Raw genomic sequence first — 26,848 nt, forward strand, 5'->3', positions numbered from 1 at the left:
GGATCGACGGCCCGGGTTGCCGGGTCATGAGAGCCGGATGAGACGGGTCTCATCCGGAGCCGACCGGGCTCACGCCGCGCGGACGGCCCCGACCACGCGCGTCCCGTCGTACATCGCGAGGGTCTGTCCCGCCGCCACCGCGGCCAGGGGCTCGTCCGGGCGCAGCCGGACCCGCGGTCCGGACACCTCGGTGACGACGGCGGGCACGGGCCGGGCGTGGGCCCGGACCTGCACGTCGAGGACCGCCCCCGGGACCGGGACCGGGCCCGACCAGACCGGGTCCTCCCCGACGAGCTCGGCGACCAGCAGGTCGGCGGCCCCGCCCACGGTGACGGTGCGCGTCGAAGGGGTGATGGACAGGACGTAGCGGGGGGCGCCGTCCGGTGCGGGACGGTCCAGCCGCAGCCCCCGGCGCTGGCCCACGGTGAACCGGTGCGTGCCCTCGTGCCGCCCCACCGGGGTGCCGTCGGTGTCGACCACGGTCCCGGGGGCCCGACCCAGCCGGCGCTCGAGCCAGCCGGCCGTGTCGCCGTCGGGCACGAAGCAGATGTCGTGGCTGTCGGGCTTGTCGGCCACGGCCAGCCCGCGCCGGGCGGCCTCGTCGCGCACCTCGGCCTTGCCGGACACCTCGCCCAGCGGGAACAGCGCGTGGGCCAGCCGCTCCGGCGGCACCGAGGCCAGCACGTAGGACTGGTCCTTGGCCTCGTCGGCGGCCCGGTGCAGCACGCCGCGGCCGGCGACGTGCTCCACCCGGGCGTAGTGGCCGGTCGCCACGGCGTCGAAGCCCAGGGCCAGCGCCCGGTCCAGCAGCGCCGAGAACTTGATCCGCTCGTTGCAGCGGATGCACGGGTTGGGCGTGCGGCCGGCGGCGTAGGCGGCGACGAAGTCGTCCACGACGTCGGTGGCGAACCGCTCGGCCAGGTCCCACACGTAGAACGGCACGTCCAGCACGTCCGCGGCGCGCCGGGCGTCGCCGGCGTCCTCCACGCTGCAGCAGCCCCGCGAGCCGGTGCGCTGCTGGGACGGCGACCGGGACAGCGCCAGGTGCACCCCCACCACCTCGTGCCCGGCCTCCACCACGCGGGCCGCGGCCACGGCGGAGTCCACGCCCCCGCTCATGGCGGCCAGGACCTTCACGACGCCGCCACCGTCCCGGCCACGCGCGCCGCGGCGGCCCGGGCCCGGGCGAGCACCCCGGGCAGGACGGCCAGGGCGCGGTCGACGTCCTCCTCGCTGCTGGTGCGGCCGAAGGAGAAGCGCAGCGCACCGCGGGCGTCGTCCTCGCCGACGCCGATGGCCCGCAGCACGTGCGAGGGCTCGGGAACCCCGGCACGGCACGCCGACCCGGTCGAGACGGACACGCCCTGGGCGTCGAACAGGTACAGCAGCGAGTCGCCCTCGCAGCCGCTGAAGGTCACGTGCAGGTTGGTCGGCAGCCGGGCGCCGGGCTCCCCCGGGTCCGCCCCGCGCACCACCGCACCGGGGTCCAGGGCCAGCACGCCCGCCGCCAGCCGGTCCCGCAGCGCCGCGACCCGGACCGACTCCACCGGCTGCTCGGCCACCGCCTCGGCCACGGCCACGGCCAGCGCCGCGGCGGCGCCCGCGTCGACCGTGCCGGAGCGGACCCCGCGCTCCTGCCCGCCGCCGTGCAGCACGGCCTCCAGCTCGACCCCCCGGCGCACCACCAGCGCACCGGAGCCGACCGGCGCGCCCAGCTTGTGCCCGCTGACGGCCAGCGTGTCGGCCCCCAGCGCCGACAGCGACCCCTCGAGCCAGCCGACGGCCTGCACGGCGTCGACGTGCACCGGGACACCGACGGCGTGGGCGGCCCGCACGAGCTCGGCGACGGGCTGCACGGTGCCCACCTCGTTGTTGGCCCACATGCAGGTCAGCAGGGCGGTGGCGTCCGGGTCCTGCTCGAGCAGGTCGCGGGCGGCCGCGACGTCGACGCGCCCGGTGGCGTCCACCGGCAGCCAGACCACCTGAGCCCCGCGCTCCTGCTCCAGCCACAGCACGCAGTCCAGGACCGCGTGGTGCTCCACCGGGGAGCACAGCACGCGCGTGCGGCGCGGGTCGGAGCGCTGGCGCGCGGCGTACAGGCCCTTGACGCCGAGGTTGTCGGCCTCGGTGCCACCGGCGGTCAGCACCACCTCGCTGGGACCCACGCCCAGCGCGCGGGCGACCGCCTCGCGCGACTCCTCGAGGGTCCGCCGGGCCACCCGGCCGTCGCCGTGCAGCGAGGACGGGTTGCCGCCGGTGGTGACCGCACCCAACCACGCCTGTGCGGCCGTGGGCCGCACGGGCGTGGTCGCCGCGTGGTCGAGGTACACGCTCACCGGGCCAGGGTATGCCGCCGCGGCACACCCGGCGGCACGGCCTCAGCCCTTGCGCCGGGCGACCTCCTCGGTCACCTTCGGCAGGATGGCGGCCAGGTCGCCCACGACGCCGAAGTCGGCCATCTCGAAGATGGGCGCCTCCTCGTCCTTGTTGACCGCCACGACGACCTTGGACGTCTGCATCCCGGCCTTGTGCTGGATGGCCCCGGAGATGCCCGCGGCCACGTACAGCTGCGGCGAGACGGTCTTGCCGGTCTGGCCCACCTGGTTGCTGTGGGGGTACCAGCCCGCGTCGACCGCGGCCCGGCTGGCGCCCACCGCGCCGCCCAGGGCGTCGGCCAGCGCCTCGACCGCGCTGAAGTCGCCGTCGGTGCCCCGGCCGCCGGAGACCACCACGGAGGCCTCGGCCAGGTCGGGACGCCCCGTGGCGGCCTTGTCGGTGCGCTCGACGATGCGGGCGGCCTTGGCCTGCTCCGACACCGTCGGCGTCAGGGTCGTCACCGTGCCGGCGGCGGGGGCGGGCTCCGGGGCCACCGAGTTGGGCTTGACCGCGACCAGCGGCGTGCCGCGGGTCACGGCGCACCGCGTGGTGAACGAGCCGGCGAAGACCGACTTGGTGGCCACCACCTGCTCCCCCTCCAGCGTGACGTCGACGGCGTCGGTGACCAGGCCCGAGCCGGACCGGATGGCCAGCCGACCGGCGACCTCCTTGCCCTCGGGGCTGCTGGGCAGCAGGACCGCGGCGGGCGAGCGCTCGGCGACCAGGTCGGCCAGCACCTCCGCCTTGGGCGCGACGAGGTGGTCGGTGACGTCGCTGCCGCCCACCAGGACGACCTCCACCGCCCCGTGCTCGGCCAGCGCGGCCGGCGCCTCGGCGCCCTCGGCGGAGCCGAAGACGACGGCCACGGGGTCCCCGAGGCGGCGGGCGAGGGTGAGCAGCTCCAGGGACGCCTTGCGGACCACGCCCCCGCTGGAGTCGGGTCCGGGGACGGCGTCGACGACGACGAGTACCTGTGCCATGGCTGCGGGCTCCTTTGGTGTCGGGCTCAGACGAGCCGGGCGGATGCGAGGAAGTCGACGAGCTTGACGGCGCCGTCGCCGTCGTCCACGACGACGGTGCCGGCCGCCTTGGGCGGGCGGGCCTGGGCCTCCAGCGCCCGGGACCAGGCCCCGTCCAGGCCCACCTCGGCGGTCTCGACGCCGATGTCGGCGAGGGCCAGCTCCTGCACGGGCTTCTTCTTGGCCGCCATGATCCCCTTGAACGACGGGTAGCGCGGCTCGTTGATCTGGTCGGTGACGCTGACCAGCGCCGGCAGCGAGGCCTCGATGGTCTCGGTGCTGGCGTCGCCGTCGCGGCGGATCCGGACCGACCCGGCCGACAGCGTGACCTCGGCCGCGTACGTGACCTGGGGCAGCCCGAGCCGCTCGGCGACCATGGCCGGGACCACGCCCATGCCCCCGTCGGTGGAGGCCATTCCGGTCAGGACCAGGTCGTACCCGACGTGCTCCAGGGCCTTGGCCAGCACCAGCGACGTGCCGACCGCGTCGGAGCCGTGGACCCCCTCGTCGCTGACGTGGACCCCGCTGTCGGCCCCCATCTGCAGCGCCTTCTTGAGGGCGTCGCGGGCGTCGGCCGGGCCGATGGTGAGCGCGACGACCTCGACGTCGTCCCCGGCCTCCTTGAGCCGGACCGCCTCCTCGACGGCGTACTCGTCGAGCTCGGACAGCAGGCCGTCGACCGCGTCGCGGTCGGTGGTCGTGTCCGCCGCGAAACCGCGGTCGGACTGCGCGTCCGGGACGTGCTTGACGCAGACGACGATCTTCATCGGTGACACCCTCTCGGCTCGGTTCGGTGGCGTGCTCCGGGCCCCGGGCGGGGGTCGGCCACGACGCCGGACTCTAAGTTACCCGCCGGTAGCATACGGCCTGCCGGCGGTCCCCGTCCTCAGCCTGCCACGCCCGGTCGACGGCGGCCGCGCGCCCCCGGCCGCCGCCCCGGTCGCCGCCGCACCGGGCCCGCCGGTGCCTGCTCCCGCAGCCGCGCCCGCTCGGCGCGGTCGGCGACGACGACGGCCGGCACGCCGGCCAGGACGACGTCGGCGGGGTACCGGCCCCGCACGACCGCGTGGGCCGCGACGACGGTCCCCCGCCCCAGGTCGGCGCCCCGCAGCACGCTGGCGCGCAGCCCCAGCCAGGAACCCTCGCCCACCCGGACCGGGCTCTTGCGGATGCCCTGGTCCTTGACCGGCCGCCCGACGTCGTCGTGCACGTGGTCGAAGTCGGCGACGTAGCACCAGTCGGCCAGCAGCGTCGCGGCGCCGATGTCGACGTCGAGCCAGCAGGTGACGCGCACGTCGGCGCCCAGGACGACCTTGTCCCGCAGCCGCAGCGTCCCCTCGTGCGCCCGCAGCACGCAGCCGTCACCGACGTGGACGAAGGCGCCCAGGTGCAGCCGGCCGTAGCCGGGGACGGTCTCGATGCGCACACCGCGCCCCAGGAAGACCATGCCGTGCGTGACGACGTCGGGGTGCAGCAGCCGCAGCCGGGCGAGGCGCCAGTAGCGAACCAGGTAGCCGGGCGTCAGCGCGCGGTGCGTCCACACCCAGCGCAGCGAGTCCCGGGACAGGTGCCGGTGCTGCTGCGGGTGACGGCCGTCGCGGAGCCGGACGGCCCAGGCGCGCCAGAGCCGGGACATGCCCCGTTCCTAGCAGGTCCCGGGCTCCTAGCCGGTCCCGACCGGCTCCGGGCTCACCGACCCGGTGGCCCCCGTCCGGGTGACGGGGTGGCGCCGCGTGGGTTCCAACCCGGGCAGGCCCGCCTGCACGGCGGCCACGACGCGCTCCCCCAGGTCCGGGCCGCCGACGTCGTCGCCGTCGTCGGCCCCCTCGCCGACGGGGGCCCGGAAGGCGTAGACCGCGGCGACCCGGGCGGCCGCGAGCACGGCCAGGTCGGCCACCCGCCCCAGGTCCGGCACCGGCCCGTACCCGGCCAGGAACGCCTCGGCGGCGTCGCCCGCGCGGGCCGGCGCCGACCCGGCGCTGCGCAGCGCGGCCTGCCGGTCCCGCAGCAGCAGGTGCACCAGCAGGTTGGCCAGGTCGAGGCCGGGCTCGGCGACGGCCAGCAGGTCGAGGTCGATCACGGACACCGACCAGCCCGCGGTGTCGTCACCGGCCAGCAGCACCTGCTTGTCGTGCAGGTCGCGGTGCGTGGTCACGGGGGCCACGGTCGGCGCGCCCCCGCCCAACCGCTCCAGGGCCGCGGCGCAGCCGTCCCACATCGCGGCCACCCGGCCGGGCGCCATGGCGCCGTGCCGGACCGCCCGTTCCAGCCAGGTGCGCGTGACGTCGGCCTCGGTGCCCAGGCGGTGCTCCCGGGCGTGCGCCGGGGCCGGGGCCGCGTGCAGCGCGGCCACCGCCCGGCCCACCTGCCACCACGCCTGCGCCGTGGCCCGAGCGCCCAGGTCGTGCAGGGTCCGCCCGGGGACGGCCGCCGTGATGACGGTGCCGGCCTCGCGGTCGACCGCCAGGACCTCGGGGACCTGGAGCCCAGGCGCCTGCCAGCGCGCCGAGGCCGCCAGCGCGTCGACCTGCTCGCTGCGGACCACCTTGGTGAACGACGTCCCGTCGGCGGCCCGGACGACGGCCCGGCGTTCGGGCCGGTGCGCGACCAGGGTCACCCCGGGGTCCGCGACCAGGGCGGCCAGCCCTCGCAGCCGTCGGTCGGCCCCGCCCGGCTGCAGCACCACCCCGGTGCCGAGGAGGTGGGTCACCCCCGGCGCGGCGGGGCCGCCCTCGACCACCCGGGTGCGGGCGGCCACCTGGGCCGCACGGTCGTCGTCGGCGAACCACTGCCCCGCCGACCAGGCACCGGCACCGGCACCGGACGAACCGGCCGCACGCGCCGCACCGGACTGCCCCGCCTCGCGGGCCGGGCGGACGTGCAGCAGCAGGTGCTCGGGCCCGCGCGGCCAGGCCCGGACCAGCTCCAGACCGGCGGCGGCCAGGTCGGACCGCAGCCCGGCCAGGCCCCTCACCGCAGCACCCCCTCGCGCGCGGAGCCGCTGCGCAGGACCTGGGCCGCGGCCCGGACCGCCTGACCGACCTGGCCGGCCCAGCCGTCGCGGCCGCTCCGGAACGGCTCCGGCGCCCGGCGCAGCAGGTGGGCGGCGGTCCGCACGCGCAGCTCGTCGGCCCCCGGGGGGGCGTGGTGCGCGGCGTACCCCGCCAGCAGGTCGGCCAGCCGGTCGTCGGCGGTCAGCGGGTGCGCGAGGCGCAGCGACGCGGCCATCCCGGCCAGGTCGTAGGAGGCCGGGCCGAGGGCGACCTCGTCGAGGTCGATGAGGCCGGCGTCGCCGTCCGGTGCCACGACCAGCTGGTCCGGGGACAGGTCGCCGTGGAGCAGGACCGGCTCGCGCCGGGGCAGGCCGAGCAGGGCCCGGCCGAGCTCGGTGGCCACCTCGCCGGCCCCGGCGTCGGGCAGCAGCAGGTCCACGGTGCGGGCCGCGGCTACCAGCGCGCGCAGCTCGGCGTCGGGGCCGAGCCCCGGCACCCCGGCCGTCGCCCCGCCGGCGGCGCCGGCCCCGTGCAGCCGGGCCAGCAGCCCACCGGCCGCGTGGTGGGCGGACGCGGTACCGGCACCGGTCACGTCGTCCAGCGCGATGCCGGGCAGGTGCTCGACGGCCACCAGGCCCCGCCGGCGGTTGACGCCGAGCAGCTGCGGGACCGGGTGGCCCGACGCCCCGGCGCCGGCCAGGGCGTGCGCGGCGGCGCGGTAGCGCAGCACCACGCCCGGCAGCGCCGCGGGCCGGCAGGCCCGCAGCACCACGCCCGCCCCGTCCCGGTCCCCGGCCAGCCCGACCCAGCGCCGTTGCGGCTTCCAGGCCAGCGTCACGGCCGGGTCGTGGCCGCCGGCCACCCGGTTCAGCCGCTGACGGGCCCGGTCGTCGGCCGCGTCGAGCCGGCGCAGCCACCGCGACCCGTGCGTCTGCAGCCGGGCCAGCGCCGGCAGGTCACGGTCCGCCGCGGGCCGGCCCAGCACGGCCAGGGCGTCGTGGTCGACCACCACGAGCGACCCACCGCCCCGCAGCAGCGTCTTGTCGAGCTTGGCGGCGCTGTCGCGGTGCCACACGGCCAGGAACAGGTCGTCCCCACCGGTCCGGCCCTCGTCGGAGGTGACGGGCCCGGCCAGCCGCACCCGGGCCACGCCCCCGGCCCCGGGCTTCCAGCGCAGGTACGTGCGCCGGGCCGCACCCGCCGCGGGCCCGAGCCGCTCGGTCAGCCAGGCCGCCAGGGCGTCGTCGTCCAGCAGCAGGCGCAGCCCGGGCACCCCGGGCTCCTGGCGGACCAGCCGCTCGACCCGCTCGGCCTCAGCGCAGCCCACGGTCGACCCCCACGACCATCGCAGGACGCGGCTGCCCCGCGGGCACCGGCCGCGCAGCAGGATCCGGCTGCGCAGCGGGCTCCGGCTGCCCCGCGGCCTCCGGCGTCCCCGGCCGCCGGGCGCGGGTCCGCAGGTCGGTCGGCGCCGCCCCGAGCACCTCCTCCGGGGTGCCGGAGGCCACGACCCGGCCGGCCTCGATCCGGACCACCCGGTCGGCGTCGCGCACGCTCTCGACGTCGTGGGTCACCACGAACGTGGTCCGCCCCTCGGTGAGCCGACCGAGGGCCTCGACCACCTCGTCCTCGGTGTCGGTGTCCAGGCCGGTCAGGGCCTCGTCGAGCACGACGACCGGCGAGTCCCGGACCGCGGCCCGGGCGATGGCGACCCGCTGGCGCTGCCCGCCGGACAGCGTCGTCCCGCGCTCGCCCACGACCGTCTCGTAGCCGTCGGGCAGCGCCTCGATGAACTCGTGCGCGCCGGCCAGACGGGCGGCCGCCACGATCCGGGTCATGTCGACGCCGGGGGCACCGCTGGCGATGTTCTCGCGGATGGTGGTGGCGAACAGGACGCTCTCCTGCAGCACCACGGTCACCTGCCGGCGGACCGAGGCGATGGTCAGGTCGCGCAGGTCGTGGCCGTCCACCAGGACCTGGCCACGGTCGGGGTCGCGCAGCCGCGACAGCAGGGTCACCAGGCTCGACTTGCCCGACCCGGAGGGCCCGACCACGCCGACCCGCTCGCCCGGGTGGACCACCAGGTCCACGCCGTGCAGCACGGGGTGCCCCGGCACGTAGGCCACCGTGACGTCACGGAACTCGACGTGACCGCGCAGCGGCGGCGCCTCGCGCGCCCACGACCGGTCCTGCAGCTCGGGCTCGATGCGCAGCAGGTCGACGACCCGCTCGCCCGAGGCCGCGGCGCGGGCCAGCCGGCCGGTGTACTTGGCCATGTCCCGCATGGGCCGGAACGCGGTCTTGAGGTAGGTGAGGAACACCGTGGGCTCGCCCGGGGTCAGGGCGCCGTCGACCACGCGGAGCGCGCCGACGTACAGCACGAGCCCGGTGGCGACCCCGACGAGCACGTCGGTCTTGCGTTCCAGACCGGCGGCCAGCTTCTTGGCCTGGACGCCCTCCTTGAGGCTCTTGACGTTGCTGCCTCCGAACGCGTCCTGCAGCGGCTTCTCCATCGAGTAGGCCTGGACGACCTTCATGGCGCCCAGCGACTCGGTGGCCAGCGACGCCAGCGCCCCCTCGTTGACGCGCTGCTTGCGCGACACCCCGCTGATCCGCCGGGTCAGCCGCACGCTGATCAGCCCGAACAGCGGGAAGACCACCAGCACCACCAGGGCGAGCTGCCAGTCCAGCACCGCGATCACGACCAGCATCCCGGCCAGGGTCACCAGGTTGCCCAGCAGCGGCAGGGCCGCGGTCACCGTGGCCTCCTGCAGCCGGCCGATGTCCCCGGTGACGCGGGTGACCAGGTCGCCGGTCCGGGCCTTGTCGTGGAACGACAGCGACAGCGTGTTCAGGTGCGCGAACAGCTGGGCCCGGACCCGGGTGAGCACCCGGTTGCCCGCCAGGGCGAAGAAGATCGTCATCAGGTAGGCCGACAGCGCCCGCAGCGCCACGACGGCGACCACGCCGATGCTGGCCACCAGCAGGATCGTGCCGAGGTCGGCGGGCTGGGCGACGCCGATCTCGGCCCCGTTGGCGGCCACGACGGCGTCGATGACGAACTTGAGCGGCCACGGCTCGAGCAGCCGCATGGCCACCGTGCCCAGCAGCGCGACGCTGCCGGCCACCAGCAGCCGACGCTCCTGCAGGATCTCGGGGCGGAACTGGCGCAGCGTGCGCCGGATGCCGGGCGCGGACTCCCGCAGGGTCTGGGGGCGGGAGCGGCCGAACCGGGTCCGGCCGGCCGGGCTCACGCCACCACCCCGACGCGGACCGGTGCGGCCGTCGCCGCCGGGGCCGAGGCGGCCCGGTGGGCGGGGCGGTCGGCGGGGCGGTCGGCGGCCCGGTCGGCGGGGCGGTCGCCGACGGCCGCGACGGCCAGGACCCGGTCGAGCACCGCGGACCAGGTGTGCTCGCGCTCGGCGGCCGCCCGGGCGGCCGCGCCCACGCGGGCCCGGCGCTGCGGGTCGGCGGCGAGCGCGGCGAGGGCGTCGGCGAGGTCGCCTGGGTCAGCGGGCCGGCACAGGGCGCCGAGGTCGCCTTCGCGCAGCAGCCCGGCCATGCCCGGCACGCGGCTGGCCACCACGGGCAGGCCCGCGGCCAGGTACTCGTAGACCTTGAGCGGCGAGAAGTAGAAGTCGGCGAGGTCGGCGTAGGGCGCGCAGCCGACGTCGACGCCGTGCAGCCGGGCCGCCACCTGCTCCGGCGGCAGCGCACCGACCAGCTCGACGGCGTCGGTGATGCCGAGCCGCTCGGCCCGCTCGGCCAGGGCGTCGCGCTCGGGGCCGTCCCCGACGACCACGAGACGCCAGCCGGGCTCGCGGTCCAGCAGCAGGGCGACGGCGTCGACCAGGTGCTCGGTGCCGTGCCACGGCTTGAGGGTCCCGACGAACCCGACCGTGAGGGGCCGCACCCCGCCCGCGCGGACGGCGGGCGTGATGCGGTCGGTGTCGGTGCCGTTGGCGACGACGTGGACCCGGGCGGGGTCGGTGACGCCGCGCGCCCAGACGGCCACGGCCTCGCTCACGCAGACCACGGCCCCGGCGTGGGCCAGCGCGTGCCGGGCCACGGCCTCCGCGCCGGCCCGGTCGTGCAGGACGCGGTGGGCGGCCTGCTCGCGCACCAGCGGGGCGTTGACCTCCAGCACCGACGGCACGCCGCGCGCGGCGGCCCAGGCGGTGCCGGTGCGGCCCCACAGCGAGTAGCGCTCCAGCAGCAGGTCCAGCGGGGCCTGCCGCGCCAGGCGGTCCAGCACGGCGGCCACCGCGGCGTCGCTGCACCGGGCCGAGGCCTCGCGCTCGGGCGCCGGGCGGCCGGTGACGGCGGGCAGCTCGTGCACCGTGACCCCGGCCAGGGCCGCGGGGGCCGGGCCACCCGGCCGGGGGGTCAGCAGGTGCACCTCGGCCCCGCGCCGGACCAGCTCGCCCAGCACGGCCTGCAGGTGGACCGACGCCCCCTTGCTGCCGAACACCGGGATGCCCGGGTCGCAGCTGACGACGGCGACGCGGCTGCCGGGGGTGACGCCGACGCCGCAGGTGGCGGTGACGCCGGAGGTGGCGGTGACGCCGGAGGTGGCGGTGACGCTCATGCCGGCACGACCTCACGCCGGCGCGCGCCCTCGGCGCCAGCCGCCCCGACCGCCGGGTTCGCGACCGCCGGGTTCGCGACGGCCCCGACGCTCTCCGCCGCGGCGTCCCCGGTCGGCCGCACCGGTTCGGAGCCGGCGCGGGCGAACACGGCCCGCATGCCCTGGGCCTGGACGTCCCGGTCGAAGCGCTGCTCGACCAGGGCCCGGGCGGCCCGCGCCAGGTCGGCCCGCGCCGCCTCGTCGTCCAGCAGGCCGCGGATCGCCGCGGCCAGCTCGGCCGGGGCGCGCTCGGGCACGAGACGACCGGTCCGGCCGTCCACCACGGCCTCGGGCATGCCGGTGACCGGCGTCGCGACGACCGCGGTGCCCAGGGCCATGGCCTCCAGCACCACGGTGGGCAGGCCGTCGCGGTTGCCGTCGGTGCCGACGACGCACGGGGCGGCGAACACCGCCGCGCCGGCCACGTGCTCCCGCACCTCGTCCTGGGTGGCCGCGCCCAGCAGCCGCACCCGGTCGGTCAGCCCGAGCTGCTCGACCTGCCGGGCCAGGTCGTCGTGCAGCGGCCCGGAGCCGATGACGTCGCAGGTGACCGGGTCGCCGTCCGCGGCCAGCAGGGCCACGGCGCCGATCAGGTCGTCCAGGCCCTTCTTCTCGACCAGGCGACCGACGGAGACCACGTGCCGCGGCCGGCCGGCCGGCTCCCGGTAGCCGAAGGCCGTGAGGTCGATGCCGTTGTAGACCCGGACCACCCGGTCGGCGGCCGGCCCGAACCGGGTGCGCAGGTGCTCGAGGTTGTAGTCGCTGACGGTGACCACGGCCAGGGCGTCGCGCAGCTTGACGCGCAGGTCGGCCTCGTCGACCGAGTCGTGGAAGATGTCCTTGGCGTGCGCGGTGAACGAGTAGCCGACCCGGGCCAGGCGCGCCGCGAGCCGGGCGACGGTGGTGGCGACGCTGCCGAAGTGGGCGTGCAGGTGCACCAGGCCCCGCTCGCGCACCGCCGTGGCGACCTCGACGGCCTGCAGCACGTCGCGGACGTCGTGGCGCAGCAGCTCCGGCCACGCCGAGGCCAGGCCGGGCAGCTGGTCGGCGGCGGCGCCGAGGCGGTCCCACGCCTCGCTCGCCCGCACAGAGGACCACGGCACCCACGTCACGCCGGCCCTGACCTCGGCGAGCGCCGCGTGGAACCGGGCGTCCGCGGGCGGTCGGAGCGAGAAGACGTCGACCTCGGTGCCGGCGGCCTCCTGGGCGAGGATCTCGTTGACCACGAACGTCTCCGAGAAGCGGGGGTACATCTTGAGCACGTAGCCCACCCGGCCGGGAGGCCCGGACGCGGTGGACGGGGCGGTCTCAGACGGCGACACGGACGGCCTCCTGCAGGTGGGTGGTGGTGCCGGCGACGAGGTCACGGGCCAGCGCGGGGACGACGGCGAGGCCGTCCAGGTCGACCCGGTGGCGGGCGGGCAGCCGGTCGACGCCGATGGTGCGGTGCAGCCAGTCCCCCACCGCGGCGGGGGTGCAGCGGTCGGGGTGCAGCACCTCGACCAGGCCGAGGTCGGCGAGCCGCTCGGCCCGGACCAGCTGCTCCAGGCGGGGCCGGACCCGCGGCACGAGCAGCGCGGGACGCCCGGCGGCCAGCACCTCGCAGACGCTGTTGTAGCCGGCCATCGACACCACGGCGGAGGCCCCGGCGATGAACTCCACGGCGTCGGGCACGAACTCCAGCAGCCGGGTGGCGGGGTTGGCGTCGGCGGCCTCGCGCAGCAGGCGGCGGTGCTCGGCCGACATGTACGGGCCGCTGACGGCCACGGCCTCGACCCCCTCGGGCACGTCGGCGCGCAGGAACGCGTGGGTCAGGTGGAAGCCGTCCTGGCCCCCGCCGACCAGGCACAGCGCGTAGGGGTCGCGCGGCGGGTGGACGCGGGCCTGCGAGCGCGTCCGGGTCCGGGTGCCGTCGCCGCGGCCGCGGCCCAGGTAGCCGGTGTAGCTGGTCATGGCGGCGACCTCGGGCCCGAGGCCGTACTCGGCCACCGGGTCGAACACGGCCGGGTCGCCGTAGACCCACACCGCGTCGTAGCTGTCGGCCAGCACCTGGTCCGTGCGGTCGCGGTGCCACTCGGCCCGGGTGGCGTCGTGGTCGTCGAGGATCTCGCGCAGGCCCAGCACGACCTTGGTCGGCAGCGCCTGCCGCAGCACGCGCAGCACGCCGTCCAGCTCCTGGCCCACCCCGCGGGCGACCTTGTCCACCACGAGCAGGTCGGGCCGGAACGACAGCAGCGCGGCGGTCATGACGGCCGTGCGGAGGTCCAGCACGTCCGCCAGCGGGGCGTCCAGGACGCGGGCGGTGTAGGCGCCGTGCAGGTCCTTGGCCACCGCCGGCAGCGTGAGCACCTCGGTGCGCGGCGGCAGGGGCAGCGCCGTCGCCTCCGGGGCACCGGTCAGCAGCAGGACGTTGGGGGCGGGGTCGGCGGCGACGAGCGCCGCCGCGAGGGCGATGTTGCGGCGGATGTGCCCCAGGCCCTGCGTGTCGTGGGAGTACAGCGCGACACGTCGCACCTGCGGTGCGCGGTCCCGGGTCGTCGGCTCGGCCACGGTGACTCCTCTGACTCGCGACGAGCGCCCCGCGGCTGCGGGGCGGCTTAACCGCCGGTGAACAGAAGGTGTCCGATTCGTGTGGGACCACCATGAGCGCCCCGTGGCAGGGCTCTCATCTGGGTGAGAGTCCTCTCACCCGTGCTTCAGGTACCTGAGCGGGCCGGGGCGCCGGGCCCGCGTCCGCTCAGGTCTTCGTGCCGGTGACCGAGACGTCGTAGAACAGCGCGTCCGGCAGGACCCGGTTGAGCACCTTGTCGACCGCGCCCAGGCGCTGCCAGCCCTTGTAGGCGAACATCGCCCAGCCCCAGCCGAGCCGGTCGGGGTTGACGGCCGCCTCGAAGGTCCGCACCGGCCAGCCCAGGAACGCGGCCAGCAGCTCCTCGGTCGCCGTCGTGACGTCGACGGCGCCGGCGCGCAGCGCGGTGCGGGCCAGCTCGGACGGGTCGAAGGTGTGCAGGTCGACGACGGCCTCGAGCGCGGCCGCCCGCGAGGAGGAGTCGAGCTCCTCCTTGCTGCGCGCCCACCGCTCGCGCAGCGGCGACAGGTGCGTGACGCGGGTGGTCAGCGCCCAGGTGGCCCGGCCCAGGGCGCGGGCGTAGCGGTCGCCGATCACGGTGGGCTCCCCGGCGAACACGAACCGTCCGCCCGGGCGCAGCACGCGCAGGCACTCGCGCAGGCCGGCCTCGACGTCGGGCACGTGGTGCAGCACGGCGTGGCCCAGCACGAGGTCGAAGGAGTCGTCCGGGTACGGCAGCTCGGTGATCCCGGCCGTGGCCCCCTCGACGTCGTCGTAGCCGAGGTTGCGGGCGTTGCCGAGGGCGACGTCGACCATGCCCTGCGACACGTCGGTGACCACGACCTCGTCCAGCCAGCCGGCCTGGCGCAGGTTGAGCGAGAAGAACCCCGTGCCGGCCCCGATCTCCAGGGCCCGGCCCATCGGCCGGGAGGTGCCGGCCGCGGCGGGGCCCAGGGCGTGGGCGAACCGGTCGGCGGCGAAGGCGATGCAGCGCTCGTCGAAGCTGATCGACCACTTGTCGTCGTAGGTGCCCGACTCCCAGTCGTGGTAGAGCACCTGGGCCAGGTCGGTGTCGTCCCAGGCGGCCTCGACCTCGGCCTCGGTGGCCGGCCGGACCGCGGGGGCGACCCGGTCGGCAGGGGTGGTGCGGGGCGGGTCGGCGGGTGTCGCGTCGCCGGTCCGGTCGGGCCCGCCGTCGGGCGTCTCGTCGGGCACGTCAGCGCCCCTCGAACTCGGCCTTGCCGGGCCCCCGCTCGACGAACGAGGCGAGCCCGTGCTGGGCGTCCCGGGTGCCGAACAGCGCGGCGAACAGCGCCCGCTCCAGCTGCAGGCCGCTGGCCAGGTCGCCGTCCAGGCCGTGGTCGATCGCGTCCTTGGCGGCCCCGACCGCGACCGCGGCCCCGTTGACGTAGCGCGCGACCCGGGCCCGGGCGGCCTGCTCGGCCGTGCCGGCCGGCGCGACCTCGTCGGCCAGGCCGAGCGCGAGCGCCTCCTCCGCGCCGACCATCCGGCCGGAGAACACCAGGTCCTTGGTCCGGGCGCTGCCGACGAGCCGGGCCAGGCGCTGCGTGCCGCCGCCCCCGGGGATCAGGCCCAGGGTGATCTCGGGCAGGCCGACCCGGGCCTCGGCGTCGACGACGCGGAAGTCGCAGGCCAGGGCCAGCTCGAACCCGCCACCCAGGGCGTAGCCGGTGATCGCGGCCACCGTGGGCACGGGCAGCGCGGCCAGCTCGTCCAGGGCGCCCTGCAGGTCGCGCGCCAGGTGCAGCACGTCGGCCGGGCCCAGACCGGCCATCTCCTTGATGTCGGCCCCCGCCGCGAAGACCTTCGCCGAGCCGACCACGACCAGGGACCCCACCCCGCTGCTGCGCGCGTGGGCCACGGCCTCACGGATGCCGTCGCGCACGGCGGCGTCGATGGCGTTCATCGGCGGGCGCTCCAGGCGCAGCGTGCCGATCCGCCCGTCGACGGAGAAGCTGACGTGCTCCCCGCAGCGCACCGGCGCCGTCGCCCCGTCCGCGCGCCCCGCGGCCCCGTCCGTACCGGTCTGCTCCGCCCGATCCATGGACCCGAGTCTGCCAGCCGGGCCAGGGGTGGGCAGACTGCGCACGTGGTCGACGACGCCGGGGCGCCCCAGGTCCGCGTGAGCGGTCCTGGTCGGCCGTACCCGCTGGGCTGCCGACCGGTCGGTGACGGGGTCGACGTGGCCGTGCTGGCCGCGCACGCCGAGCGAGTCGAGCTGTGCCTGCTGAGCCCGGACCCCACCAGCCCCACTGGCTGGGCCGAGCAGCGGCTCACCCTGCCGGCCGTGACCGACGGGGTCCACCACGGTCACGTCAGCGGGGTCGGGGCCGGTCAGCGGTACGTGCTGCGGGCGCACGGGCCCTGGGACCCGGCCCGCGGCCAGCGTCACAACCCGGACAAGGTGCTGCTCGACCCCTACGCCCGGGTCCTGGAGGGCGCGGTCGTCATGGGCCCCGCCGTCAAGGACCACGTGGTCGTCGACGACCGGCCGAGCGAGCAGCGCAGCCGGCTGGACTCCCTCGGCCACACCCCGGTCGGCGTCGTGGTCGCGGACCCCGCGCCGCTGGCCGACGACCGGCCGCACCACCCCTGGTCGCGGACCGTGGTGCTGGAGACGCACGTGCGCGGGCTCACCATGCGCATGCCCGGGGTGCCGCCCGAGCTGCGGGGCACCTACGCCGGCCTGGCGCACCCCACGGTGCTGGCCCACCTGCAACGGCTGGGGGTCACGGCGGTCGAGCTGCTGCCCGTGCACGCCAGCACCGCCGAGGAGCACCTGGCCGCCCGCGGCGCGGTCAACTACTGGGGCTACAACACGTTGTCTTACTTCGCGCCCGAGCCGCGCTACAGCGCCGCCGTGCGCCGCGGCGAGGACGCGTCGGCCGTCCTGACCGAGTTCCGCGACATGGTGCGGGCGATGCACGCCGCGGGCGTCGAGGTGCTGCTCGACGTGGTCTACAACCACACCTGCGAGGGCGGCGTCGGCGGGCCGACCCTGTCCTGGCGCGGGCTGGACAACGCCACCTACTACCGCACCGACGGCGGCGCGTACCGCGACGTCACCGGTACGGGCAACAGCCTGGACTCCTCCCAGCCGGAGGTCGTGCGGCTGACGATGGACTCGCTGCGCTGGTGGGTGCAGCAGATGGGCGTCGACGGGTTCCGCTTCGACCTGGCCCCCGCCCTGGCCCGCCGCGCCGACGACACCGACGGCACGGGCGGCTGGGACCCCGACCACCCGTTCTTCGTGGCCGCGCGGACCGACCCGGTGCTGGCCGGGACCAAGCTCGTCGCCGAGCCCTGGGACATCGGGGCGTACGGCTGGCGGACCGGGCAGTTCCCCGTGCCGTTCGCCGACTGGAACGACCGGTACCGCGACTCGGTGCGCGACTTCTGGCTGGCGGGCTCGCGGGCGGAGCTGGAGGGCCGGCCCGGGCCGGGCGTGCGCGACCTGGCCACCCGGCTGGTCGGCTCCGAGGACCTGTTCGGCGGGCCGCGCCGCACGGGTGCCCGCAGCCCCCTGGCCGGGGTCAACTTCATCGCCGCGCACGACGGGTTCACCCTGGCCGACCTGGTCACCTACGACCACAAGCACAACGAGGCCAACGGCGAGGACAACCGCGACGGCCACGGGCACAACCTGTCCTGGAACCACGGTCACGAGGGGCCCACCGACGACCCGGTCGTCACGGAGTCCCGGCGCCGGACGCTGCGGGCGCTGCTGGGCACCCTGGCGGTCTCGACCGGGGTGCCGATGCTGCTGGCCGGGGACGAGCTGGGCCGCACCCAGCGCGGCAACAACAACGGCTACTGCCTGGACGACGCGACCACCTGGCACGACTGGCAGCTGGCGCCCTGGCAGCGCGACCTGACCGACACCACGGCGTTCCTGCTGCGGCTGCGGGCGCAGAACCCGGTCCTGCGCCAGGACCGGTTCTTCGGGCCCCGCCCGGAGCGTCGCGAGGACGGGACCCGGGACGTCGGCTGGTTCGACGGCGACGGCGACGAGCTGGCCGAGGACGACTGGTCCGACCCGTGGCGACGGACCCTGCTGATGTTCCTCAACGGCGACGGCGTCGCGGTGGCCGACCGGGTCACCGGCCCCGACGGCGCCCCGCTGCGGCCGGCGTCGTTCCTGGTCGTGCTGCACGGCGGCGCCCATCGCCGCGAGGTGCAGCTGCCCGAGCCGCCCTGGGCGGAGCGCTTCCGGCCGGTCTGGTCCAGCGAGCAGGCGCGCCCCGTCTGGCCCGCCGGGCCCGGCGGCGGCTTCGGCGTCCCCCCGCGCGACGAGCTGGGCGGCACCCGGGTGGCCGTGCCGCCCCGCAGCCTCACGGTGCTCCGGGCCATCCGCCCCTGACCCGCGAGGCCCGCCCGCCCGACCACCCCGGCCCGACCACTACCCCCCGACCACCCCCGCCCGACCGCCCCCGCACGACGCCGAGAAGGCCCCATCGTCGCCCTGAGGTGCTCAGGCCGGGCCGATGGGGCCTTCTCGGCGATCGGTGGTGGGAGTCGCGTGGTGGGACCCGGACCCGCGTGGTGGGACCCGGACCCGGGTGGTGGGACCCGGACCCGGGTGGTGGGACCCGGGTGGTGCGGGCTCAGCCGGCGTTGGCGACCAGGCCCATCTCGGCCACCGAGGCCAGCGCCCCGTGGGTGGGCAGGACCCGGACCGTGTAGCCGAACGGGCCGGTGCGGCGCAGCTCCACCGTGGCGGAGAACTTGTGCCGGCCGTGCTCGTAGGACTCGGTGTGCTCCAGCGTGGCGCTGGCGGTGTCGGTCAGCGCGTCCGCGTCGTTGACGCGGCCGTGGACCAGCTCGACGCACACGTCCTCGGGCCGCAGGTCGCCCAGGCTGACGTAGGCGTCGACCCGCAGCGAGTCGCCCACCTGCGGGCTGTCCGCCACGTCACCGGACTCGACGTGGTCCACCCGGACCGCGTGCCAGCCCGCCGTGACGTGGTTCTTCCAGGCCGCGAGCTCCTTGGCCCCGGCGTGGCCCGGCGCCGCCTCCAGCGAGCGCGAGCCGCGCGCGCTGGGGGCGTACAGCTCGTTGACGTAGTCGGCCACCATCCGGTCGGCCAGGACCTTCGGCCCGAGCGTGGCCAGGGTGTGGCGGACCATCTGCAGCCAGCGCCGCGGCAGGCCGTGCTCGTCCCGGTCGTAGAACCGCGCCGCGACCGAGGTCTCGATCAGGTCGTACAGCGCGGCCGCCTCGAGGTCGTCGCGGTGGTCGGGGTCGTCGACGCCGTCGGCGGTGGGGATCGCCCAGCCGTTCTCGCCGTCGTACCACTCGTCCCACCAGCCGTCGAGGATCGACAGGTTGAGCCCGCCGTTCAGCGCCGACTTCATGCCCGACGTGCCGCAGGCCTCCAGCGGGCGCAGCGGGTTGTTGAGCCACACGTCGCAGCCCGGGTACAGCGACTGCGCCATGGCGATGTCGTAGTTGGGCAGGAACGCGATCCGGTGGCGCACGTCGTGCTCGTCGGCGAACCGGATGACCTGCTGGATGAGCCGCTTGCCCTGCTCGTCGGCCGGGTGCGACTTGCCTGCGATGAGCAGCTGGACCGGACGCGTCGGGTGCAGTAGCAGCGAGCGCAGCCGCTCCGGGTCGCGCAGCATGAGCGTGAGCCGCTTGTAGGTCGGCACCCGGCGGGCGAAGCCGATGGTCAGCACGTCCGGGTCGAACGCGTCGTCCACCCAGCGCAGCTCGGCGGGCGAGGCGCCGCGGCGCAGCCACGAGCGGCGCACCCGGCGGCGGGCCTCCACCACCAGCTGCTCGCGCAGCGTGCGACGCAGGGCCCAGATGTCCTCGTCGGGGACGTGGGCCACCGACGCCCAGTCGACGGCGCCGCGGTCGGAGCCGTCGCCGTCCACGCCGCCGTGCTTCGCGATCAGGTCGACGACGCGGGTGTCGACCCAGGTCGGGTGGTGCACGCCGTTGGTGATGGAGCTGATCGGCGTCTCGGTGGGGTCGAAGCCGGTGAACAGGCCCTCGAACATGTCGCGGCTGACCACGCCGTGCAGGCGGGAGACGCCGTTGGCGCGCTGCGCGAGGCGCAGGCCCATCACGGCCATGTTGAACACGCTGGGGTCGCCGCCGGCGAAGTCCTCGGCGCCCAGGGCCAGGATCTTGTGCACGTCGAGGCCCGCCACGGCGTTGTCCCCGCCGAAGTAGGTCTCGATCTGGTCCCGGCCGAAGCGGTCGATGCCGGCCGGCACCGGGGTGTGGGTGGTGAACACCGTGCCGGCGCGCACCGACTCCAGGGCCTCGTCGAACGCCAGGCCCTCCTGCACCAGCTCGCGGATCCGCTCCAGGCCCAGGAAGCCGGCGTGACCCTCGTTGGAGTGGAACACCTCCGGCTGCGGCGAGCCGGTCAGGCGGCTGAACAGGCGCAGGGCGCGCACCCCGCCGATGCCCAGCAGCATCTCCTGCTGCAGCCGGTGCTCCTTGCTGCCGCCGTAGAGCCGGTCGGTGACGGTGCGGGCGCGCTCGTCGTTCTCGGGGATGTCGGAGTCCAGCAGCAGCAGCGGGACGCGGCCGACCTGGGAGCGCCAGACGTGCGCGTGCAGCTGGCGCCCGCCCGGCAGACCGACCGTGACGACACCGGGGGTGCCGTCGGCCTCGCGCAGGATCGACAGCGGCAGGCCGTCGGGGTCCAGCACCGGGTAGGTCTCCTGCTGCCAGCCGTCGCGGCTCAGCGACTGCTTGAAGTAGCCGGTCTTGTAGAACAGGCCCACGCCGACGATCGGCACGCCCAGGTCGGAGGCCGACTTGAGGTGGTCGCCGGCCAGGATGCCGAGGCCGCCGGAGTACTGCGGCAGCGCGGCCGCGATGCCGAACTCCGGCGAGAAGTACGCCACGGCGGCGGGGACGTCCTGCTGGTGCTGGTACCAGCGGTCGCTCGTCAGGTACTCCTGCAGCTCGTCGGCCGCAGCCCGGACGCGGGCCACGACGGCCGGGTCGGCGGCCAGGGCCTCCAGCTCCTCGGGGCTCAGCATGCCCAGCAGACGGGCCGGCTCCGCCTGCGCCTCGGCCCACTTGGCGGCGTCGAGCGAGGCGAACAGCTCTCGCGTCGGCGCGTGCCAGGACCAGCGCAGGTTGAGGGCCAGGTCGCCCAGGGGGGCCAGGGACTCGGGCAGCACGGTGCGGACGGTGAACCGCCGGATTGCTCTCACGTGACGGGAGCGTAAGCGCTTACGTACCCCGGACGGAACCGCTGTCCCCCAGATGGGACCGGACGGGGGCTGCGGGCCCCCACGTCAGGCGGTGGCGTGGGTGAGGCAGACGGCGTGGCCGGCGCTGTAGTCGACCTCGATCTCGGCCGCGGTGCACTCCAGGCGGACGTTGTGCACGCAGCCGGACTCCTTGCAGGCGCCCACCGCCGCGGCGCCGGACTCCGTGCCGCCGCGCACGTCGGCGCCGAGGTACGTCTCGCAGGAGGCGGAGCCGCTGTTGCCGATGGTGATGGCGGCCGCGTGGCAGGTGTGCTCGCCGTTGTAGGCGCACGACGACGCCTCGCAGGAGTGGACGATGGGCAGTGCGGCACCGACGGGCATGGCTGGCTCCTTGGCTCGGGCTGGACGGTCGCCCGGGACGGCGAGCGCCGGTCTGTGGTCACGACCATAACCTCGGGCCGCCATTTACGGAACCCGACACGCATCACATCGTCGCAGGTCAGGACCGGGTTTAGCCGCTGTCGTGTTGCGTAATCAGGTGAGGTCAGGCAGCACTGACCGGCCCGGCACGACGGGCAGGGCGCCGTGGAAGTGCCGCAGGCTGCCGCCTCTCGGTACGGTCGTCGCGTGGTAGCCGACCGGACGTCCGCCCGCCCCTCCCCGTCGACCCCCGCGCCCGCGGCCCCCCCGACCGCCGCCGCACCCGGTGCCCCGTCGGCCGGACGGGCGACGCCGGCTCCGGTCGACCTCTCGGGCCGCCGCGCCGGACGCATCCCCGTGCTCGACGTCACGCCGCGGGTCGACGACGGCACCTGGCCCGCCCGCGCCGTGGTCGGCGAGGCCGTGCCCGTCCGCGCGACCGTGTTCCGCGAGGGGCACGACGCGCTGGCCGCCACCGCGGTCCTCACCGCCCCCGACGGCACCGAGAAGGCGCGGGTGGCGATGACCGAGATCGCCCCCGGCTCGGACCGCTACGGCGCCCACCTGGTGCCGGACGCCACAGGCGACTGGACCTTCCACGTCGAGGGCGCCTCCGACGTGTACGCCACGTGGGAGCACAACGCGACGGTCAAGATCGCCGCCGACGTCGACGTCGACGTCATGCTCGCCGAGGGCGTGCCGGTCCTGCGCCGCGCCGTCGAGCTCGCCCGCGCCGCGGGCGACACCGGAGCCGTCGACCTGCTCGAGGACGCCGTCACCGCGCTGCTGGACACGGCCCGCCCCGTCGGGGCGCGGCTGGCCCCCGCGGTGGGACCGGAGGTCGAGGCCGTGGTCCGGCGCCACCCGGTGCTGGACCTCGTCACGGCCTCCGCGCCGCTGCGGCTGCGGGTCGAGCGCGAGCGGGCCCTGTTCAGCGCCTGGTACGAGTTCTTCCCCCGCAGCGAGGGTGCCCGCTACGACGAGCAGGAGCGCCGCTGGGTGTCCGGCACGTTCCGCACGGCGGCCGAGCGGCTTCCGGCCGTCGCGGCGATGGGCTTCGACATCGTCTACATGCCGCCCATCCACCCCGTCGGCGAGGTCAACCGCAAGGGCCGCAACAACACCCTCGAGCCCGGTCCCGGCGACCCCGGCTCGCCCTGGGCCATCGGGTCCCGCCACGGCGGGCACGACGCCATCCACCCCGACCTGGGCGACGAGGACGACTTCGCGCACTTCGTGGCCCGGGCCAAGGACCTGGGGCTGGAGGTGGCGCTGGACTTCGCGCTGCAGGCGGCGCCGGACCACCCGTGGGCCACGACCCACCCGGAGTGGTTCACCACCCGCATCGACGGCACCATCGCCTACGCCGAGAACCCGCCCAAGAAGTACCAGGACATCTACCCGGTCAACTTCGACAACGACCCCGAGGGCATCTACGCGGAGTCGCTGCGCCTGCTCGAGCTGTGGATCAGCCGGGGCGTCACGGTGTTCCGGGTCGACAACCCCCACACCAAGCCGGTCGAGTTCTGGGAGTGGGTGATCGGCCGCGTCAACGAGGCCCACCCGGAGGTCATCTTCCTGGCCGAGGCGTTCACCCGGCCGCAGATGATGCGCACCCTGGGCAAGGTCGGCTTCCAGCAGTCGTACACGTACTTCACGTGGCGGACCTCGAAGGAGGAGCTGACGGAGTACGTCACGGAGCTGGCGACCGAGTCCGCGCACTACATGCGGCCGAGCTTCTGGCCCAGCACGCCCGACATCCTGCACGCGTTCCTGCAGTACGGCGGGCCCGCGGCGCACCGGCTGCGCGCCGTGCTCGCGGCCACGCTGGTGCCGAGCTGGGGGATCTACGCCGCCTACGAGCTGGGCGAGCACGTCGCCCGGCCCGGGGCCGAGGAGTACATCGACAACGAGAAGTTCGAGTACCGCCCGCGCGACTGGGCCGCCGCCGAGGCCGAGGGCCGCTCGCTGGCCCCGCTGCTGACGCGGCTGAACGAGATCCGCCGCTCCCACCCCTCGCTGCAGCGGCTGCGCGGCATCACGTTCCACCGCACGGACGACGACGCGGTCATCGCCTACTCGCGCCACGTCCCCGCCGAGCACTCCCCCACCGGTCGGGCCGACACCGTCCTGGTCGTGGTCAACCTGGACCCGCACTCCACGCACGAGACGATGGTCCACGTCGACAGCCGGGACCTGGGCCTGCCTGCGGACGCCGGCTACTCCGTGCACGACCTGCTCAGCGGGCAGACCTACGCCTGGGCCGGGTACAACTACGTGCGGCTCGACCCGTACGACGCCACGGCCCACGTGTTCGCCGTCCGCGCCCACTGACGCCTGCCCGGCACGACCCGCCCCGCGACACCCGCGCCACAGCTAGGAGAGCGACAACGTGCAGGGACTTCAGCTGTCCAGCCCCGGGCTGGACAACGACCCCAACTGGTACAAGAAGGCCGTCTTCTACGAGGTCCTGGTCCGGGCGTTCTCGGACTCCACCGGGTCCGGCTCGGGCGACTTCAGCGGCCTGATCGACAAGCTGGACTACATCCAGTGGCTCGGCGTGGACTGCCTGTGGCTGCCGCCGTTCTACGCCTCGCCGCTGCGCGACGGCGGGTACGACATCAGCGACTACTACGCCGTGCTGCCGGAGTTCGGCACGCTGCCGCAGTTCACCGAGCTGGTCTCCGCCGCGCACGCCCGGGGCATCCGCGTCGTGACCGACCTGGTGATGAACCACACCTCCGACGCGCACCCGTGGTTCCAGGCCTCGCGCAGCGACCCCGACGGGCCCTACGGCGACTTCTACGTCTGGAGCGACACCGACGACAAGTACGCCGACGCCCGCATCATCTTCGTCGACACCGAGACGTCCAACTGGACCTTCGACCCGGTGCGGCGGCAGTACTTCTGGCACCGGTTCTTCGGCCACCAGCCGGACCTGAACTTCGAGAACCCGGCCGTGCAGGACGCGATCATCGACGTCGTCCGGTTCTGGATGGACGCGGGCATCGACGGCTTCCGCCTGGACGCCGTGCCCTACCTGTTCGAGGAGGAGGGCACCAACTGCGAGAACCTCCCCCGGACGCACGACTTCCTGGCCAAGGTCCGCAAGGTCGTCGACACCGAGTACCCGGGCCGGATCCTGCTGGCCGAGGCCAACCAGTGGCCCGCCGAGGTCACGCCGTACTTCGGCGACGACGAGGCCCCCGAGTGCCACATGTGCTTCCACTTCCCCGTGATGCCGCGGCTGTACTACGCGCTGCGCGACGAGCGGGCGGGCTCGGTGCTGGACATCCTCGCCGACACCCCGCAGATCCCCGCGACCGGGCAGTGGGGCACGTTCCTGCGCAACCACGACGAGCTCACCCTGGAGATGGTGACCACGTCGGAGCGCGCCGCGATGTACGGCTGGTACGCCCCCGACCCGCGGATGCGCGCCAACGTCGGCATCCGGCGCCGGCTGGCCACGCTGCTGGACAACAGCCGCGCGGAGATCGAGCTGATCCACGCGCTGCTGCTGTCGATGCCGGGCAGCCCGTGCCTGTACTACGGCGACGAGATCGGGATGGGCGACAACATCTGGCTGGACGACCGCGACGGCGTCCGCACCCCGATGCAGTGGAACCCGGACCGCAACGCCGGCTTCTCCACCGTGGCCGACCCCGGCAAGCTCTACCTGCCGGTCGTGCAGTCGCTGACCAACCACTTCGGCGGGGTGAACGTCGAGGCCCAGCTGGCCCAGGGCTCGTCCCTGCTGCACTGGGTGCGCGGCATGCTCGCGCTGCGCAAGCGCCACCCGGTGTTCGGCCTCGGCTCGTTCGTCGCGCTGCCGCTGGTGGACCCGGGCACCGTCGTCACCGACAGCCCGGCCTGCGACAACGAGACCGTGCTGTCGTTCCTGCGGGTGCTCGACCACGACACCCCGGGCGGTGAGCACGAGGACCCCGAGACCGTGCTGGCGGTGCACAACCTGGCGTCCTCGCCGCAGGCGGTCACCCTCACGGTGCCCGGCCACGCCGGCGCCCGGGTGGTCGACCTGTTCGGCGGCAACGGCTTCCCCGACGTGGGGGCCGACGGGCGCATCACCCTGACGCTGGGCAGCCGCGACTTCTTCTGGCTGCGCCTCGTCGACCCGGTCGCCTCGTGAGCGGCGACGGCCTGACGGGCCTGCTGCACACCTGGATGCCCGCCCAGCGCTGGTACCCGGCCAAGGGCCGCGGTGTCGGCCTGCGCGACCTCGGCACCTACCCCTGGCCGGTGCCGGTGGGCCGCGCCGGACGCAGCGGCGGGCCGGCCGGTCCGGCGGGCGACGGGGACGTCCAGGTCGTGGTCCACGTCGTCGGGCTGGACTCCGGCGACCGTCTGGACGTCGTGCAGGTGCCGCTGACCTCTCGCTCGCAGCCGCTGGCGGGCGCCGAGCACGCGCTGCTGGGGACCCTGGAGGACGACGGCCGCACCCGGTGGGTCTACGACGGCCCGCACGACCCGGCCTACGTCGACGCGCTGCTGGCGTCGATGCGCGGTGCCGACGGCGCGGGCGCCCTCCGGCCGGGCTCGCCGTCGCGCGTGCTGCGGGGCGAGCAGTCCAACACCAGCATCATCGTGGAGCCCGACGACGGCGGGCCCGTCATCGTCAAGGTGTTCCGCACCCTGCACCCGGGCGCCAACCCCGACGTCGAGGTGCTGGCCGCCCTGACCCGGGTCGGCTGCCCGCACGTGCCGGGGCTGCGCGGCTGGCTCGAGGGGTCCTGGGCCGCGGCCGAGGGCGGGTCGGCATCCGTCCGGGGCCACCTGGCCGTGGCCGTGTACTTCCTGGCCGGCAGCGAGGACGCCTGGCGGGTGGCCCTGGCCGCCGTGGCCGCCGAGGCCCCGTTCGACGAGCAGGCCCGCGGGCTGGGGGCCGCCACGGCCCGGGTGCACCAGGACCTGGCTGCGGCCTTCGGCACCACGGTCGTCGACGAGGCGGGTCGCGCCCGGATGGTGCAGGCGCTGCGCGCCCGCGTCACCTGGGCCCGGGACGCCGTGCGCGAGCTGGACCCGCTGGCCGAGCGGCTCGACGCCCACGCCGCCGCCCTGGACGACCTGGCGGACCTGCCCGCCCTGCAGCGGGTCCACGGCGACCTGCACCTGGGCCAGGTGCTGCACGCCCCCGACCGGGGCTGGGTGCTGCTGGACTTCGAGGGTGAGCCGCTGCGACCGCTGGCCGAGCGCACCGTGCCAGACCTGGCCCTGCGCGACGTGGCGGGCATGCTGCGCTCGCTGGACTACGCCGCAGGCCACGACACCGTGAGCCGCGGCGACGGGGCTGACCGGACCCGGGCGACCGACGCGGGCCGTGACGGGACCGACGAGGGCCGTGAGGGGACCGACGAGGGCCGTGACGGCGCGGGCGGGGCCCAGGCGTGGGCCGCGGCGGCCCGGGCCGCGTTCTGCGAGGGCTACGGCGGCGTCAGCGGCCGCGACCCCCGCGACGACGCCGCCCTGCTGCGGGCGCTGGAGCTGGACAAGGCGCTGTACGAGGCCGTCTACGAGGCCCGCAACCGGCCGGAGTGGCTGCCGATCCCGTTGGGCGCCGTCACCCGCCTGCTGGGCTGACCCCGCCCCGAACCGGGCCCCTGACGCGGACCGGACCCGGACCCGGC

19 protein-coding genes are annotated in these 26,848 nt (G+C 75.9%); 4 read left to right on the forward strand and 15 right to left on the reverse strand.

Going from position 1 to position 26,848, the window contains the following annotated elements; translation table 11 throughout:
- Nucleotides 1-69: 69 nt before the first annotated feature.
- The 13 genes from mnmA to SJY06_RS17315 all read right to left on the reverse strand — a co-directional run bounded on the left by mnmA (nt 70) and on the right by SJY06_RS17315 (nt 15,649).
- The gene (gene mnmA / locus SJY06_RS17255; RefSeq protein WP_380168763.1) at nt 70-1,137 is read right to left on the reverse strand and encodes a tRNA 2-thiouridine(34) synthase MnmA; all 1,068 of its coding nucleotides are present in this window, start codon (nt 1,135-1,137) and stop codon (nt 70-72) included.
- Nucleotides 1,134-2,336 carry a cysteine desulfurase family protein gene (locus tag SJY06_RS17260; protein WP_380168764.1) on the reverse strand — a complete coding sequence of 401 codons (1,203 nt, stop codon included), beginning with the start codon at nt 2,334-2,336 and terminating at the stop codon, nt 1,134-1,136. The genes mnmA and SJY06_RS17260 overlap by 4 nt, the downstream gene beginning before the upstream one ends.
- Before the next feature lie 42 nt (nt 2,337-2,378).
- Nucleotides 2,379-3,356, reverse strand: a complete 978-nt coding sequence (locus tag SJY06_RS17265; protein ID WP_380168765.1) for an electron transfer flavoprotein subunit alpha/FixB family protein — start codon at nt 3,354-3,356, stop codon at nt 2,379-2,381.
- 26 nt (nt 3,357-3,382) lie between these two features.
- Nucleotides 3,383-4,162 carry an electron transfer flavoprotein subunit beta/FixA family protein gene (locus SJY06_RS17270; protein ID WP_380168766.1) on the reverse strand — a complete coding sequence of 260 codons (780 nt, stop codon included), beginning with the start codon at nt 4,160-4,162 and terminating at the stop codon, nt 3,383-3,385.
- Between the two features lie 119 nt (nt 4,163-4,281).
- Nucleotides 4,282-5,031, reverse strand: a complete 750-nt coding sequence (locus SJY06_RS17275; protein WP_380168767.1) for an acyltransferase — start codon at nt 5,029-5,031, stop codon at nt 4,282-4,284.
- Nucleotides 5,032-5,058: 27 nt separating this feature from the next.
- On the reverse strand, nt 5,059-6,369 hold the full coding sequence (locus SJY06_RS17280) for a hypothetical protein (protein WP_380168768.1): 1,311 nt from the start codon (nt 6,367-6,369) through the stop codon (nt 5,059-5,061).
- Nucleotides 6,366-7,715, reverse strand: a complete 1,350-nt coding sequence (locus SJY06_RS17285) for a hypothetical protein (RefSeq protein WP_380168769.1) — start codon at nt 7,713-7,715, stop codon at nt 6,366-6,368. The genes SJY06_RS17280 and SJY06_RS17285 overlap by 4 nt, the downstream gene beginning before the upstream one ends.
- A complete protein-coding gene (locus SJY06_RS17290; protein WP_380168770.1) occupies nt 7,702-9,642 on the reverse strand; it encodes an ABC transporter ATP-binding protein in 1,941 nt (646 codons plus the stop codon). Before SJY06_RS17290 ends, SJY06_RS17285 begins: the two co-directional genes overlap by 14 nt.
- Nucleotides 9,639-10,976, reverse strand: coding sequence for a glycosyltransferase (locus tag SJY06_RS17295; protein ID WP_380168771.1), 1,338 nt, complete (start codon nt 10,974-10,976; stop codon nt 9,639-9,641). Before SJY06_RS17295 ends, SJY06_RS17290 begins: the two co-directional genes overlap by 4 nt.
- Nucleotides 10,973-12,337: a glycosyltransferase gene (locus SJY06_RS17300; protein WP_380168772.1), complete on the reverse strand. Its 1,365-nt coding sequence runs from the start codon at nt 12,335-12,337 to the stop codon at nt 10,973-10,975. Before SJY06_RS17300 ends, SJY06_RS17295 begins: the two co-directional genes overlap by 4 nt.
- Entirely contained in the window at nt 12,324-13,565 is a 1,242-nt protein-coding gene (locus SJY06_RS17305; protein ID WP_380168773.1) for a glycosyltransferase family protein, read from the reverse strand. The genes SJY06_RS17300 and SJY06_RS17305 overlap by 14 nt, the downstream gene beginning before the upstream one ends.
- Before the next feature lie 187 nt (nt 13,566-13,752).
- Nucleotides 13,753-14,799 (reverse strand): class I SAM-dependent methyltransferase, encoded by a 1,047-nt coding sequence (locus SJY06_RS17310; RefSeq protein ID WP_380168774.1) that lies wholly within the window; start codon nt 14,797-14,799, stop codon nt 13,753-13,755.
- Between the two features lies 1 nt (nt 14,800).
- Nucleotides 14,801-15,649, reverse strand: coding sequence for an enoyl-CoA hydratase/isomerase family protein (locus SJY06_RS17315; RefSeq protein WP_380168775.1), 849 nt, complete (start codon nt 15,647-15,649; stop codon nt 14,801-14,803).
- A 45-nt stretch (nt 15,650-15,694) separates the two neighbouring features.
- Here SJY06_RS17315 and glgX point away from each other — a divergent pair, with 45 nt between their 5' ends.
- On the forward strand, nt 15,695-17,965 hold the full coding sequence (gene glgX / locus SJY06_RS17320; RefSeq protein WP_380168776.1) for a glycogen debranching protein GlgX: 2,271 nt from the start codon (nt 15,695-15,697) through the stop codon (nt 17,963-17,965).
- 244 nt (nt 17,966-18,209) lie between these two features.
- Here the strand turns inward: glgX and glgP are convergent, their stop codons facing one another.
- Both glgP and SJY06_RS17330 read right to left on the reverse strand, forming a co-directional pair.
- Nucleotides 18,210-20,786, reverse strand: coding sequence for an alpha-glucan family phosphorylase (gene glgP / locus SJY06_RS17325; RefSeq protein WP_380168777.1), 2,577 nt, complete (start codon nt 20,784-20,786; stop codon nt 18,210-18,212).
- 84 nt (nt 20,787-20,870) lie between these two features.
- Nucleotides 20,871-21,167: a DUF1540 domain-containing protein gene (locus SJY06_RS17330; RefSeq protein WP_380168778.1), complete on the reverse strand. Its 297-nt coding sequence runs from the start codon at nt 21,165-21,167 to the stop codon at nt 20,871-20,873.
- A gap of 246 nt (nt 21,168-21,413) precedes the next feature.
- On the opposite strand from SJY06_RS17330, the gene SJY06_RS17335 reads away from it, so the two are divergent.
- Genes SJY06_RS17335 through SJY06_RS17345 form a run of 3 tightly spaced genes read left to right on the forward strand, consistent with a single transcriptional unit; the run spans nt 21,414 to nt 26,801 of the window.
- Entirely contained in the window at nt 21,414-23,540 is a 2,127-nt protein-coding gene (locus tag SJY06_RS17335; RefSeq protein ID WP_380168779.1) for a maltotransferase domain-containing protein, read from the forward strand.
- A 58-nt stretch (nt 23,541-23,598) separates the two neighbouring features.
- Nucleotides 23,599-25,353 carry a maltose alpha-D-glucosyltransferase gene (treS, locus tag SJY06_RS17340; RefSeq protein WP_380168780.1) on the forward strand — a complete coding sequence of 585 codons (1,755 nt, stop codon included), beginning with the start codon at nt 23,599-23,601 and terminating at the stop codon, nt 25,351-25,353.
- Nucleotides 25,350-26,801: a hypothetical protein gene (locus tag SJY06_RS17345; RefSeq protein WP_380168781.1), complete on the forward strand. Its 1,452-nt coding sequence runs from the start codon at nt 25,350-25,352 to the stop codon at nt 26,799-26,801. The genes treS and SJY06_RS17345 overlap by 4 nt, the downstream gene beginning before the upstream one ends.
- The last annotated feature ends 47 nt before the right edge of the window (nt 26,802-26,848 follow it).

Origin of the sequence: Jannaschia sp. R86511 (genome assembly GCF_042466345.1) — a bacterium.
GTDB lineage: Bacteria > Actinomycetota > Actinomycetes > Actinomycetales > JBBAYJ01 > Aquipuribacter.

Coding starts and splice junctions, on each gene's coding strand:
- SJY06_RS17265 (WP_380168765.1), bottom strand. CDS start 3,356: ATGGCACAGGTACTCGTCGTCGTCGACGCCGTCCCCGGACCCGACTCC.
- SJY06_RS17270 (WP_380168766.1), bottom strand. CDS start 4,162: ATGAAGATCGTCGTCTGCGTCAAGCACGTCCCGGACGCGCAGTCCGAC.
- SJY06_RS17275 (WP_380168767.1), bottom strand. CDS start 5,031: ATGTCCCGGCTCTGGCGCGCCTGGGCCGTCCGGCTCCGCGACGGCCGT.
- SJY06_RS17295 (WP_380168771.1), bottom strand. CDS start 10,976: ATGAGCGTCACCGCCACCTCCGGCGTCACCGCCACCTCCGGCGTCACC.
- SJY06_RS17315 (WP_380168775.1), bottom strand. CDS start 15,649: ATGGATCGGGCGGAGCAGACCGGTACGGACGGGGCCGCGGGGCGCGCG.
- SJY06_RS17330 (WP_380168778.1), bottom strand. CDS start 21,167: ATGCCCGTCGGTGCCGCACTGCCCATCGTCCACTCCTGCGAGGCGTCG.